Source organism: Pseudoalteromonas sp. OANN1 (genome assembly GCF_024124685.1).
GTDB lineage: Bacteria > Pseudomonadota > Gammaproteobacteria > Enterobacterales > Alteromonadaceae > Pseudoalteromonas > Pseudoalteromonas piscicida.
This window is the reverse complement of record NZ_JAMXSE010000032.1, coordinates 21087-35746: the sequence shown is the minus strand read 5'-3', so window position 1 is coordinate 35746 and position 14660 is coordinate 21087. Positions and strand designations below refer to the sequence as shown.

6 protein-coding genes are annotated in these 14660 nt (G+C 46.0%); 3 read left to right on the top strand and 3 right to left on the bottom strand.

Annotation, left to right across the window (positions count from 1 at the left end):
• Nucleotides 1-2 precede the first annotated feature (2 nt).
• The 3 genes from NH462_RS20815 to NH462_RS20805 are packed head-to-tail and all read left to right on the top strand — an operon-like array spanning nt 3 to nt 11680.
• Complete coding sequence (locus NH462_RS20815) at nt 3-6314, top strand: non-ribosomal peptide synthetase (protein ID WP_253107652.1); 6312 nt, start codon at nt 3-5, stop codon at nt 6312-6314.
• A 3-nt stretch (nt 6315-6317) separates the two neighbouring features.
• On the top strand, nt 6318-10430 hold the full coding sequence (locus tag NH462_RS20810) for an amino acid adenylation domain-containing protein (protein ID WP_253107651.1): 4113 nt from the start codon (nt 6318-6320) through the stop codon (nt 10428-10430).
• On the top strand, nt 10427-11680 hold the full coding sequence (locus NH462_RS20805) for an MFS transporter (protein ID WP_253107650.1): 1254 nt from the start codon (nt 10427-10429) through the stop codon (nt 11678-11680). Before NH462_RS20810 ends, NH462_RS20805 begins: the two co-directional genes overlap by 4 nt.
• Nucleotides 11681-11714: 34 nt before the next feature.
• Here NH462_RS20805 and NH462_RS20800 read toward each other — a convergent pair whose 3' ends face one another.
• The 3 genes from NH462_RS20800 to NH462_RS20790 form a co-directional block, all read right to left on the bottom strand.
• Nucleotides 11715-12377 carry a fumarylacetoacetate hydrolase family protein gene (locus NH462_RS20800; RefSeq protein ID WP_253107649.1) on the bottom strand — a complete coding sequence of 221 codons (663 nt, stop codon included), beginning with the start codon at nt 12375-12377 and terminating at the stop codon, nt 11715-11717.
• A gap of 87 nt (nt 12378-12464) precedes the next feature.
• Nucleotides 12465-13661: an ABC transporter permease gene (locus NH462_RS20795; RefSeq protein WP_253107648.1), complete on the bottom strand. Its 1197-nt coding sequence runs from the start codon at nt 13659-13661 to the stop codon at nt 12465-12467.
• Nucleotides 13651-14607, bottom strand: a complete 957-nt coding sequence (locus NH462_RS20790; RefSeq protein WP_253107647.1) for an ATP-binding cassette domain-containing protein — start codon at nt 14605-14607, stop codon at nt 13651-13653. The genes NH462_RS20795 and NH462_RS20790 overlap by 11 nt, the downstream gene beginning before the upstream one ends.
• Nucleotides 14608-14660: the final 53 nt, after the last annotated feature.

Here is a 14660-nt window from a genome sequence, read left to right as displayed (position 1 = left end):
TCATGGAGTTAACATCTTTACTAAACGACCTTCACGCGCAGCAGTTGCGCGTGTGGGTGTCTGAGCAAAATACCTTGGCACTGGGATATGAGGGTAACGTAGCGCCAACTTTGCTCACGGCACTCAAAGCGCATAAAGCTGAATTATTGGCGCTACTAAGCGCCCACCAGATCTGCTCCGAAGCAGCCTTTTTAAGTTGGCCATTATTAAAACCAGTGCCGCTTTCCAATGCCCAGGCAAGGTTGCTGTATGTAGACAAACGTGCACCAAAGTCTTGTGCTTATCATATTCCAATGCTGGTTGAGCTGAATGATCCAGCGCAGCAACAAGACATAATCTCGGCACTAGCACAGCTGCTTGTCCATCACCCTATCCTAACGAGTGTGATTGAAACCGATGCTGAGCATTTTAACTGCCGAGCAACCTTACAACCTCTTGCGGTCGAGTATCACCGAGCAATCACTTTGACTCATGTACAAACACTGGTAAGAGAGCACATTCACACGCCGTTTGATCTCCATACTCAAGCTCCCTTTAGAGTCTGTATTATTGAGCTTGAGCAAAGGCATTTTATGCTTTTCCTTTGGCATCATATCGTCTTTGATGCTTGGTCAATGCGAGTCATGTTGCGCGATCTGGTTAGCTTGCTACAAGGAGAAAGCATTAAGCCATTAAGTTATTTTGACTTTGCCAAGTGGCAACAAAAGCAAGAGCAAAGCGCTGCACACAGTTATTGGCAAACGCAACTTGCAGGCGCTCATGCCACACAAATTGCACCGCTGTTCGCTACACAAACACACGAAACCGAATCGCTCACGCACTATTTTGCACTTTCACCACAGCAAAGCCAGGCATTGCGTGCCCTAGCAAAATCATTAAATACCACAGTGTACAGCGTGTTGCTTGCCCATTACTGTTATATTTTGGCACTTCATAGCGGTGAAACAGACATTGTGATTGGTGCGCCATCGGATAATCGAGATCACCCGCAAACGCAAGAAATGATTGGCTTTTTTGTCAACACCTTAGTGCTTAGAGTGAAGCTAGATTACCGCCAAAATTTTGCCAGCCTCGTGCAGCAAGTTCATGAGACCGTGCGCGCCGCAAAACAATACCAAAGTTATCCTTATGATCAACAAGTTGCCTGTTTGAGTGAGGGCAAACACTCACCTCAGCCAAGCCTGATGTTTAGTGTACAGAGATTTGCCAGCGAGCTGATGGACGAGTTTGCGTTACCATTTTCAGCAGTTGATGCTTTTACCAACGAGTCTTTATATAACCCGATTAAATGTGATTTCCGTCTGGCATTTGATGATAGCAATACAAATTTGCAAGGACAGATAAGTCTTGATCCCAATAAGTTTGATGATGCATTTGCACAGCAATTTGCCCACACCTATCAGCAATTATTGGTACAGCAGGTAGAGCACAGCGACGTCGCTCTTGAGCAATTATCAACTTCTCACACTGGTACAACACCACCAGCGACCACCCTTAAGCAAACTCCAACCCTATCGCTATATCAACAATTTTTAGCCTGCGCCTCAGCAGCTCCAGATGCACCAGCATTACAAAGCAACGATGAGGTTATTACTTACCAAACACTCGCTGCGCGTGTTCAGCACCTGATTGTGCAACTCCAAGCACAGTTAACCCACGAGCAAAGCCCTGTGGTCGCGCTGATGTTTGAGCGCAGTCCAGAGATGATAGTCGCCATATTAGCAACACTTGGAGCGGGTGCTGGATATCTACCGCTCAATCCAGAGCAAGGCCAAGTACGTAGTGAGTTTATGTTGCAAGACAGTGGTGCCAACCTGCTACTTTGTCATCAAGCAACCTTGAATACGGCTATGTGTTTTAGCGCAATCACAAATGTGCAAAACATTGACGAGTTAGCACAACAACCAGCTCCTGTTTTCAATTCAGCTCAAGCACACTCACCGTGCCATTCATCACTTGCATATATTATTTATACTTCTGGAAGTACCGGCAAACCAAAAGGCGTTATGGTAGAACAGCGGCAAGTTCAGGCTTTGGTTCAAAGCGCAACTGCGGCTTACGATTTTAACTCAAGTGAAAAAACACTGAGTCTGGCTCCATACTTTTTCGACGCGTCCGTAGAGCCACTCTTTTTAACGCTGCTCAACGGTGCGTGCTGGGTGATCATAAATGAGGCAAGTGCAAAGTCGCCAGCTATGATAAGCGATACGCTCGTTAACCAACGGGTCAGTCACTTAGTTACAGTTCCGGCATTTTTAAGTGCCATCGGCACGCCGCCCCAGCATCATGCACTACAGCGTGTGATCACCGGTGGCGAGCCTTGTGACCGCAATCTCATGGAGGCATGGACGCCTCTTCTTCATATTGAATATGGTCCGACCGAAACCACGGTAACCGCAACAGCAAACCACCAGCCGCTACAATCACGCTATTTCAATAATATTGGCGCACCGCTGGCTCATGTTGATATTCAGATCGTTGATGCCAACCTCAAGGCGCTGCCACCCTTTTGTCAAGGAGAGATCCTGATTGGTGGCGCGAGTGTCGCACGAGGCTATGTTAACCTTGCAGAGCAGACGGCATCGCGCTTTATTAACTGGCACGGAACACGTATGTATCGCACGGGCGATCAGGCGCGGTATCTGGCAAACGGCGAGATCCAATTTTTAGGACGTGCCGATGAGCAGGTAAAAATTCGTGGCTATCGCATCGAGCTACAAGAAATAGAACACTTACTTAACCTGCACCCGCAAATCAACCAAGCTTGCGTCAAAGTACAGCAAAACAACCATCTCATTGCTTATTTCACTGGTGAGCAAACCCTCTCTCACACCGAGATTGTGAAGTGGCTACAACCACAATTACCAGATTATATGCTGCCAAGTGCCACGTGTTGGCTCGAACAATTGCCTGTGCTCGCCTCTGGTAAAGTGGACAGCCGCAGCTTACCAAGCCTCGCACTAGTATCACAGACACCATACCGAGCACCACGCACGCCATTAGAGCAGCAGCTTTGTGCTCTATGGCAGACGCAGCTTGAGGTTGAGCTCGTAGGTATTGATGATGACTTTTTTGCCTTGGGCGGCCATTCTCTAAGTGCAATGACATTGGTCGCTAAAATGCACACTATCTGTAACGTTAACATTAGTTTGAGTCAGTTTTTGCAAAGCAAAACGATAGCGCAACTAGTATCACAACAAGCTAGCAACGCCTGCGAGCCTTTAGCGGTCGCATCAACATCACAATCACTTGACGAAATCATCGTGCCAGCGCAGCAGCAAGCGATGCTCACCAGCGAGCAATTAGCAACACAATCAGGCGCTTTTCATATCCCCTTACAGCTAAAATGCCAAAGTGGGCTACAACAGCAAGCCTTACAACACGCAATCTATCAACTAGTTGAGCGTCATGCTATTTTGCGCACCCGCTATACTCAACAGCAACAAGGTCGCTGGGCATATAAAGATGAGCAAGGCGTGCCAACATGCGAAACTCTAATAAACACGCCGCATAGTGAATTTATCGCTCAGACATTTGACCTTGAAAATGATGCGCCGCTGCGGCTCGGACTGTATCACCAAGATGATGAATTTGGCGTGTTACTGGTATTTCATCACATTGCCTTCGACGGCTGGTCTACACAAGTATTGTTGGATGAGCTGAACACGCTGCTATCGGGACACACGCTTACCCCAACCTCACTGCAATTTCGCGACTATGCATATTGGCAATCAACACAACAATACGACGAAGCCGCAGCATTTTGGCAGCAACACTTGATTGATATTGAGGTCACCCCATGGCCAACCGATGAGCCAAGACAGGCTTTGTTTGATCACCAAGGTGAAACATTCCCCTTTACCCTCTCAGCAACACTAACTACTGAGTTAAGGGGGCTGGCAAAATCACATCAGGTATCTATGTACAACTTACTACTGTGTGCTTTTCAGCTCGCATTATGTGCATGGGATAGTCGTGAAAGTATTGTCGTTGGCTCCCCCACTGATAACCGCGACTCGGCATTTAAAGATACACTCGGTTACTTTGTTAATACCTTACCGATGCCGCTGCATGTCGACTTAAATAAGAGTTTTTCTGACTATCTAAGACAAAGCCAAACGCTGTTACTTGCGGCAAAATCTCACCAACAGTTGCCATTAGAGTCAATTGCCGCGCAACTTGGGTTGATCCGAGAGGTGGGTGTATCGCCACTGTTCCAAGTGTTTTTTACCTTTGATCAGTTCTCACTACCAACAGCGCAATATCAACATTTTGAAGTCGCTAGCGACACCGCCCAGCAAAACCAATATCACCCAGCCAAGTTTGACTGGAATTTGGTGATTAAAGATATGCCAGACCAACTGATTGGTCAGCTTATTGTTGCTCGCAGTCGTTATCACTCTTCCCGCTGCCAACAATTTGTGCACTTTTTCTGCCGTTATCTTGAAAATCTCTGTCAGTACAACGAGAAACCTTTACTGCAATGTCCTTTAGTTAGTACTGAGTATCTACAGCAAGTCATCTCAGAAACTCGATTATCACAACCAAATGACGCTTTTTTAGTGCAATTTACGAAGACAGTAGCAGCATATCCAGAACGCACTGCATTAAGCTTCGCCGAGCAAACCGTGAGTTACCGCGAGCTAGACTTGTTTTCTAATCACTTAGCAGCACAGTTGGTTGCAACCAATGACGAAGGCTCGCCAGTTGCACTTTATTTTGATAAAGGTATAGAAGCCCCCATAGCAATGCTAGCGGCGCTAAAAGCGGGCATGCCCTTTGTCTCACTCTCAGCCAATCATCCAGTTGCTCGTCGCCAAGAGATTATGGCAAAAGCGCAGGCAAAACTGCTCCTTAGTCGCACACCACTCAGCTGGAATGCGTTGCCAACACTGACCTTTGATGTACAGACACTACAGCAAACTACTCAACTACTGCCATATTCAGCCAACAATCATGCGACAGACAAACTGGCTTACCTCATTTTTACTTCGGGGACGACGGGAGAACCAAAAGGGGCGATGCTGTCTTACCAAGGCCTTGCTAACCTCTGCACCGAGAAGCGCAACACCCATAAATTAGAGGGAAATACTCAGGTAGTCACCAGTCAATATGCTGAATATGTTTTTGATGCCTGTATTTGCGAAATATTCCCAGCCCTAGCAGCCGGCGCCAAACTGGAAATCATTCCAGAGCCAATACGCAAAGATCCACAACAGCTGTGCCGCTATCTCAAAGCTAAGCAGGTCAACGTCGCGTTTATTCCTACGGTATTTATCAATCAGTTTCCAAAGTGGATTGCGGATATTAACCTAACCGTATTGTATGCCGGTGGTTCTCGTTTAGACCCAGTCAGCCACAAGTTGGCAGAGCATCATTTCAATGAATATGGATTAAGTGAAACAAGTGTCACCGCAACACTTAGTGAAGTACACCCCAATACACCTATCACTATTGGTAAGCCTATTCGTAACACTCGATGCTACGTGTTGGACCCTTTTATGCGGATTTTACCGTGCGGCGCGCTGGGTGAGCTATACATCGCCGGTGATTGCGTCGGTTTGGGATATTGGCAATCACCAAAGCAAACGGCAAAACACTATATTGACTATCACCTTCGCTGTGACAACAACCACTTTTCTGACGAAAAGCTCTACCGCAGCGGAGACTTAGTGCGTAAAAATCAGCAAGGTGAATTCGAGTTTGTTGCCAGAGCTGACAAACAGTGGGATTTACACGGTCACCGCGTCGAGCCAGGCGAAATCGAGTATAAACTCAAAGCGCACCCAGATGTTGACCATGCCGTTGCACACTTACATTTAAGTGAAACAGGCAAAGTGCTGTTGGGTTATGTCGTACTTAACGCCAACACTGAGTGTGATGTAAACGACCTTCGCCAATGGTTGAATCAACAGCTCCCAAGCTATATGCAGCTTGCTGCGATATCACAGATTGACGCACTTCCAATGACAGTAAATGGCAAACTTGATACCACACAGCTCATCATTCCAACGCTGCAAGATAGTATTACCTATATCGCGCCAGAGACGGAACTACAACAACAACTCGCCAATGCTTGGCAACAAGTACTTGAAATCTCTGAGATTGGCCTACAACACGACTTTTTTGCTTTGGGTGGCTCATCCATACAGGCAGCACAAGTTACCGCTCTGTGTAGTCAAACACTCGGCAACGAAATTGCCGTTGCGACCTTACTGACTTACCCACAACTTGACGCATTTGCCACGCAAGTAGAACAACAGCTAAACGCGCTCGTCAGTAGCGAAGACTGCGAATTTGAAATGGAGTTATAACGCATGATCGAATCATTTATTTATGAACTAAAACAAAGTGGGATAAGCGTTTGGCAGCAAGAGGATAAATTAAAAATTGCTAGCAACGTGAATTTACAAGGCCAAGCTATTGTTGAGCAGTTAAAACAGAATAAGCCACAATTGTTACGCTACCTCACAAGGCAAGGCATAGATAGCAAAGCTCGTTTTGATGAACTGTCTATCTTGCCGTTGGAAACGCGATGCGCTCCGCTTACGCTTGGGCAGCAACAACTACTGTTTACGCAAGAAGTGAGCAACGCGGCAAGTACTTATCATATTCCATGCCTACTCAAAATCGCCAAGCACTGCGATATTGAAAAACTCACAGCAGCAATAGAACAGCTGGTGATCCGCCACAGTGCGCTAGATATGGTTGTGGCCTATGATCACCAAGGAAAGACGATACAACAGCCTGCCAATGAGGCGTTTGTCGTGACGCATCATGAGCTTGGTAATCTAAACTTGTTTGAGCAGTGCGAGCATTTCTTTAACGAGCCGTTTAGCTTACAGCATTCTCGACCATTTCGTGCCTATGTCATCACCTCAAAGGAGCAGCAACATGTGTTTTTTGTCTGGCATCATATTGCCTTTGACGGATGGTCTTTGGGATTGTTTTTACAGGAATTGACGTCACTCTATGAGGGAGAGAATCGACCTCTGAGTCTACAATTTAGTGATTATGCTTATTACATGGCAACACCCGGCCAGCGTGAACGACAAGCAACAAGTCAACGTTACTGGCAAACTCAGTTGGCTGATTACGAACCATTAAAACTTGCGCAAACTCAGTCGCGCCCAGCCACCTTTGATCATCGCGGCGCGATACAGAGCATTGTGCTAGATGAAAGTACGACGCTAAAGTTACAACAAACAGCGAAAACGCACCGCATTAGTATTAATACACTTGGGCTTGCGGCTTGGTATCACACCCTTGCGCTACTCAGTCATCAACGTCAATTTGTTGTTGGTATTCCGAGCGAGAACCGTCCAACGGCACTGCAGCAAAACATACTTGGATATTTTGTTAACTCATTGCCGATTAAAGCGGATATCGACATGACGATGTTACTTGAGCGCTGGTTCACTCAAGTTAATCAAGTCGTTAATCAAGCCAAGCAACATCAGGCCTTACCGTTTGAGGCCATTAAGAATAGCTTAGACGTGCCGCTCGACACTAGCATGCACCCGATATTTCAAACGTTGTTTAGCAGTAGTCAGTTTGCTCCTGAGCAACATCATACCTTATGGCAAAGCGTTGACCTTGATCTTAGCCAGCAGTGCCAAGCGAAGTTTGATTTAACATTACACTTGAGTGCAGGGAAGACCACAGAGTTAGGGTTAACTTATGCCACGGCACTTTTTTCAAGTTCATACGCGCAGCAGATCCTCGAGTTATATCAAACGGTTTTACAGGCATATCTAACAGCTGAAAACGCCCAACAGCCTCTCTATAGCCTACCTTTATTGAGTAACACGGCGCAGCAAAAACAATATCAATTAAGTGGAATGCAACACGCCTATCCGAGCGTGGCAAGTATCACCGACCGGTTTGCTGAAGTTGTAGCGCGCCATCCAGATAAAGCCGCTATCAGTAATCGCCATCAAACCTTGAGCTACCAAGTACTTGATAACCAAGCTAAGCAACTTGCCAATGCAATCTTGGCAGCCTGTCCTGAACCCAAAGTCGTCGCACTCTACATGCAAAACGACATTGAATTTGTGATTGCCATGTTGGCGGTACTAAAAATCGGCGCGGCATACACAACGCTATCGCTCAAAGACCCAGTAGCGCGTCATCAATATCAACTGAGTGATAGTAATGCTGATGTAATTGTCACCTTGCGTGAACATAGCCAAACATTGGCAACACTCAACCACACCAATATCGCTGAAGTTTTCTGTGATACGAGTCTGGCAGATACTGATATCACGGTGGATTTTGAGCCTATGTGCATCGCACCTAGCGAAGTCGCGACGATTATTTATACCTCAGGTACGACAGGAAACCCTAAAGGCACATTGCTCTCTCACGCCGCAATTAGCTCTTTGGCACTCGATAATCATAGTTACCAGCATCAGCCCCAAGATAGCTTTATTCAACTCGCAAACCCAGCTTTTGATGCCACTCTATTTGAGATATGGAGCGCATTACTCAACGGTGCTGAGGTGCACTTAGGCTATCAGGACAGCCTTAATTCTGCAGCGCAGCTCCGTGCAACATTGCAGACGTTGAATATCACTTCGATGTTTCTAACCCGCTCACTGTTCGACACTTTGTTGCTGCAAGACGAGCATATTTTCGCTTCTCTGACTCATTTACTCGTGGGTGGTGAAGCATTAACAGAGTCGATAGTAAATAAATTGCTGGCGTCCACATCTTGTCCAAAACACTTTATCAATGGTTATGGTCCGACTGAGTGCACCACATTTACCACAGTGCAAACGATGTCTAAACAGCAGTCTGAGATAGCAATCGGCAAGCCAATCCCAGGGCGCGCGGTAGCTGTAGTCGGTCGCAATAACGAATTACTGCCACTTGGTTGCCCTGGCGAGTTAGTGGTCTGTGGGCATGGCGTGGCTGCACGTTACCTCAATAACCCAACACTCAACAGCGAAAAGTTTGTATCCCTAAATCTGTTTGGCTCTATGCAAAAGTACTATCGCACGGGCGACTTAGTGTATTGGAATGCACAACAGCAACTGTGTTATATCAACCGTGGCGATCAACAAGTCAAAGTGCGAGGCTTTAGAATTGAGTTGGCAGAGATTGAGCATCACCTTAATCAGCTGGCGGATATAGATAGCTGTGCGGTTATTGCTAAAAAGCAGCAGGCTCAGACCTTGCTGCATGCATATTTGGTCATCAAACCCGCGGCCGATCAAGCTGCGGTACTCAGCCACTGTAAAACTCAGCTTACCAAGCAGCTTCCTAGTTATATGATGCCACATAGCTTCAATGTACTTTCGGCGTTACCGTTAACGCTCAACGGCAAGCTCGACAAAACTAAGCTGCCAGAACCTGAGCTAAAGCAGCATCAACTCGTTGTGCCACAAACCAACACAGAGAAGGAAGTGCTGACCATTTGGCAGGATGTTTTAGGCCAGAATCCACTTTGTTGTGCGACGGCAGTAACTGAGCAAGGTGCCGACTCCATTAGTTTATTAAGCTTTTGTGGGGCTGCAAGCAAGCGTAATTGGCAGCTAACGCCACAACTTATCCTTGAACACCTATCAGTGCAGCAACTGGCAAGATTTATTGATAATCAGACCCGACTTGATTTTGCCACCATGAGTGAAAGTCAAGCAATTGAGGCTGCGCTTGCCCATGAGCATTTCGCTCCTTCACGTTTTTTCAATGCACCGCAGAGTGAGTTTCTGCTTCATCTCATGCCCGCAGCAGCAACCGCTGATAGCTTTGCACCTCTGTGTGAAAAACTCGCGCCCGACCTGCGCATTCACGCATTAGAAAATATCAAACTGTTCACAGGCAAACATATCAGCTTGCATACTATGGTGCGCTATTATGCTCAGCGTATTACAGAGGTATCGCCAACTGGCCCACTTTACTTGGGCGGCTTTTGTGAAGGTGCGGCATTGTCACTGGAAGTGGCGCGTTACTTGGCCGAAATGGGTAGAGAAATTGTCCACTGCTTTTTGATTGACCCCGTCTTACCAAGACTTACTTCAGCAGCGCGTCAGGCCGCCGAAGAAGAGTATATCCGTTCGCAAGACGATGACGCTAAACCTATCGCCCGAGCATTTTTAGACTTTACTCAATACTTTCAAACCGCGACGGCGTTTACTTTCCCTGTGAGCTTCTTTATCGCCGATCATGTCAGTGATGAGGCCATTCCACTTCCGGCACTGAGGTTGATCCATCAAGTGGAAGACATACCTTCACTGTATAAGCGGACGTTTGCAAGTGACAGAAATGGTTTTGAAAATTTACTTGCCAATGCAGACTATATTGCGCTTGAAAGTGCACACGATGAAATCATGACTGACGCTAAAGACTTATCCATCATCGCGTCACATATTAATGCGTTAATGCAGCAAACGAATAGCGCCGCAACCACAGTGGAGCAACGCGCATGACTCGTTCACAATTTGCTACACGATACGGCATCCACCTTGGGTTAACTATGTTTGCCAGTATGCTGGTGCTCCCTATTTTTACGCCTTATATGCTGAACTTAGGCCTAGCATTGCAAGATGTGGCCTTAGCTATGGTGGTCATGGCTATCACTATCGTGGTGTTTGAAGTACCAAGTGGTATTGCGGCAGATGCCATTGGTCGCCGCAAAGTATTTTTAGCTTCTTTGGTGTTTGCCGCTGTATGCAACTTACTTTTATTGTTGAGTGAAGACTTTTGGCACGTCAGCTTAGCCATGGCATGTTGGGGATTAAGTCAGGCATCGTTAACTGGCACGCTCAACGCATGGTTTGTTGAAACTTATCAAAAGCTTGAAGGAGACGAACCACTGAATAAAGGGTTCGGTAAAGTGTATGGTATTGGCTATCTTATCGGCGCCAGTGCCGCTTTATTTGCCGCCCTCTTTTTGGCGTTTGCGACTAGCCCAACACAACAGCTCAACCACTTGTATCAAGCCTTAATCCTGATTTCGATAGCGGTATTGTGTGTGGTATTTGCATGTACTTTTGTCGTGGTGAAAGAGTCAACTAAACCTCAGCAAGACGTAGTTGAGAAAGGAATGATTAGCCAAGCTAAGGCCATGCTGGCGACTTGTAAGCAAAGTGGTATGCAAAGGCTGTTGTTGGTGATTGTTTTTGCAATCCCTGTTGCCAGCAGCATAGAGAAGTTTTGGCCTGCCCTAGCAGAGCGCTATAGTAGTGCACCAGTTGACTCTATTGCGTGGATATTCCCAGCAATGATGGCAGCTGGATTTGTATTAAATGGCGTCGCTGCTGCGATCAGCGCTCCGATCTGTTCTCTATTTGGTCAACGCTTAGGGTATGTCATGGCATTCGCTCATTTCGCCAAATTAGTCTTTGTGTTGTTACTTGCTTGGGTTACGTCACTACCATTACTGATTGTAGCTCTGCTGTGCTTTTATCTTTGTATGGGACTAGCGCAACCGGCACAACTGCAACTACAACATCAACTGAGTAGCGATAACGTGCGAGCCAGTGTGGAGTCTATCATGTCACTGACCACTCGCTTTGGTGGCTTGCTCGGCTCTGCGTTAACCGCTTTACTTTTGGGCTACGTCAGCCTGACTATCAGCTGGATAATATTAGGCGCAATTTCACTCGTTGCTATCATGCTGTGCTGCTCGAGCACAATCAATCAACCGGAAGCAGAGCTCGTTGCTGCGCAGTCGTAACAGACTACGCAGCGATGCACATAAAAGCGAGAATCTAATCTATCGCAACTTTGCCATGCCAAGGAGTATGGCTTTTCAGCTGCAGCGTAAGTTCATCGCCATGTGCTAGGCTCCCTACCCCTTTTGGCGTTCCTGTTAAGACAATATCTCCTGGCTGAAGCGTAAAGTAACGAACAATGTCCATTAGCAACTCAGTGATTGGAAAAATCATTAAGCTAGAGTCGCCATGCTGTTTAAGCTCTCCATTTTGCCAAAAACGATATTCAATACGCTCAGCAAAGGTGTTTTCATCACATGGTACAAAAGGCGTCGTTGGGCAACTATTATCATAGGCCTTTGCCCGCTCCCATGGGTGTCCTTGTGCTTTTAGCTCACTTTGTAAGTCTCGTAATGTCAAGTCGAGTGCCAGCCCAATTCCAGCGATATGCTTGAGAGGCTCAGGGGTTTTTGCATCAATTTTGGTGCCTACCAATAGTGCAAGCTCGGCCTCATAATGATGTTCGCCAAGTGCGGCGTCCAACATCATTTCATTATTAAATGGTACTAAGCTCGTTGCTGGTTTGATAAACAACAGCGGACTGCTTGGAATGGGATTATCTAGCTCTTTGGCATGCGCTACGTAGTTTCTACCAACACAAACGATTTTTCCCGCTGGTAGACTTATTTTATTGTTTTCATTATCAATATGTTGATACATTTCACCCTCTATGTACGGCCATAAGCTCCGGTTATGGAGCGTACCATAACCAAAGCGTTGTGCTAGCAAGTTATCATATAAACGGTATTATTCCGGTTTACAGACCCAGCGCACCATATCCTTAATTGAGGGTTCCTTGCCATACATCACCATACCCGCTTTAAACAATCGTCCTGCGGCAACACGGGTAAGGTAGCAACCAAGTAATGCGCTGACCAACGCACATAACACTTGCCAAATGGGTACTTCAATTAATGCCATTTTTACTGGCATCACCACAAATGCGGTAAGCGGGAAAAGGCTCAAAATATCCACGGCAAGGCTGCTAGGACTATCAACAATCATAAACGCGATAACAATTGGCAATATAGGGATCATCATAAATCCTGTCTTGCCACTATGGTTAGGATCGTCAATAGCTGCGGCTATTGCTGCCATAAAGGCTGTTGCCATATAAAGACCGACTATCGCAAACAGAGTAAACCAAGGCAACATTGCAAAGTCTATCATCGTAAAGTCCAAGGCTTCGTTTTTTACAACGACTTGTATAAAAGCCATCGCCAACAAAAATGAAAATAACGTACTCAACATAGCCTTTAGACAATGGAGCATTTGACCAAATATTTTGCCGTCAATCCAAGTTTGCGCATTCATACAAGAATATAATTGCTCGGTAACACGCTGCTGCTTTTCTCCGGTGATAGACACGAAGATCTGTCCAAATGACGTAAAAATACCGATGAGCATCAATAGCATCACGCCAAATGCTGTCATCGAAGACTGGTTGTGTGCCTCCTTAACCGCATCCTTGGTATATTGATTGGAAACGGTCACAGGTTGCTGTAACAAGGCGAGCTGAGCGGCAGATAAATTAAAGCTCTGTGCGAGTTCGTTGCTGTAAAACTGCGTAAGCGCTACCTCAACTTCATTCTGCCAAGACATTTTACCTGTGGTAATCAGTTCAAACTGTAACGCCTCACCCGCTTGGGCTTGAAGTATCAAAATACCGTCAATTTCCTCTTGTTCTAACTGAATCAGAAGTTCAGCTTTTGAAGCATCAACTCGCTTTAGCAGCAAAGGCTCAGGTAACTGAGTTAAGTTCATGGCGGATGGTGTTGCGATAACATATTGCTCAGGTTCAAAAAACGAAGTGCTTTGCCAAAAATAGATAAGCAAACCTATCGCCAGCATAATTGCTTTACCGATCAGCTCCTGCTTGAGTTTAAAAAAGTACATAAACTCCCATTTGGTCACTTGCAGTATCTGTTGCAGCTTATGAGACATGGGCATGCTCCTGAGATTGCACTTTGCCTTGATGGGATTCGATTGCTTTAAGATAGAGTTGATGCAAGTCCATCGTTTTGGTTTCTATTCCTTGCAAAGTCGTTGATTTAGACAAATCGGCGAGCAGTAAATTAAGCTCTGAGGAGTCACTCAACTCAAACTTAATTTTACTCTGACTTAATTGAGTACACGCGACCTTGTAGTTACCTAAATTGAGCGCTGCGTAGTTCGTTGCCTCACTGAAACTCACTGTGATATCGATGCCAACACCAACGTCCTGTTTTATTTCGGCTAATGTGCCATAAAGCACAGCTTGCCCGTGATTCATTAACAGCATTCTATCGGCCAGCTTTTCTACCATAGCCATTTGATGTGCGCTTAAAATAACTGTCATGCCTTGTGCTTTTAACGCTTCTAAAAACACCACCACCTTTTCTTGGTTGATGGGGTCAAGACCAGAGAAAGGCTCATCAAGCAATACAACCTTGGGCTTGTGCAATACAGCTGATATTAACTGTACTTTTTGCTGATTGCCTTTTGACAACGATTTCAACCGCTCATGCGCTCTGTCACTTAAATCAAACTGCGTTAGCCAAGACTCTATCTGTGCTAGCGCTGCGTTTTTCTCAACACCGCGTAGCTTGGCAAAATAGAGCAAATTCTGCTGCACGGTTTTTTCAGCGTACAGCCCTCTATCTTCAGGGAGATAACCTAAACTTTGATGAGGGATTGATTGATATGCTTGCCCATCAATATTCACAGCGATTGTGCCGCTATCTGGATAGGTAAATCCAACCAGCATTCTCACGAGGGATGATTTACCCGCACCATTGGGGCCCAGTAGTGCAAAGATCTCACCTTGTTTAACGCTAAAACTTAGATTATCTACTGCTTTTACCGAAACATATTGCTTCGACACCCCTGTTACTTGCAATAAATCTGGCATAACTTTCCTTTAAAAACGATTGAGGGCTTTCGAAAAAGCCCTCTTCTACCAAT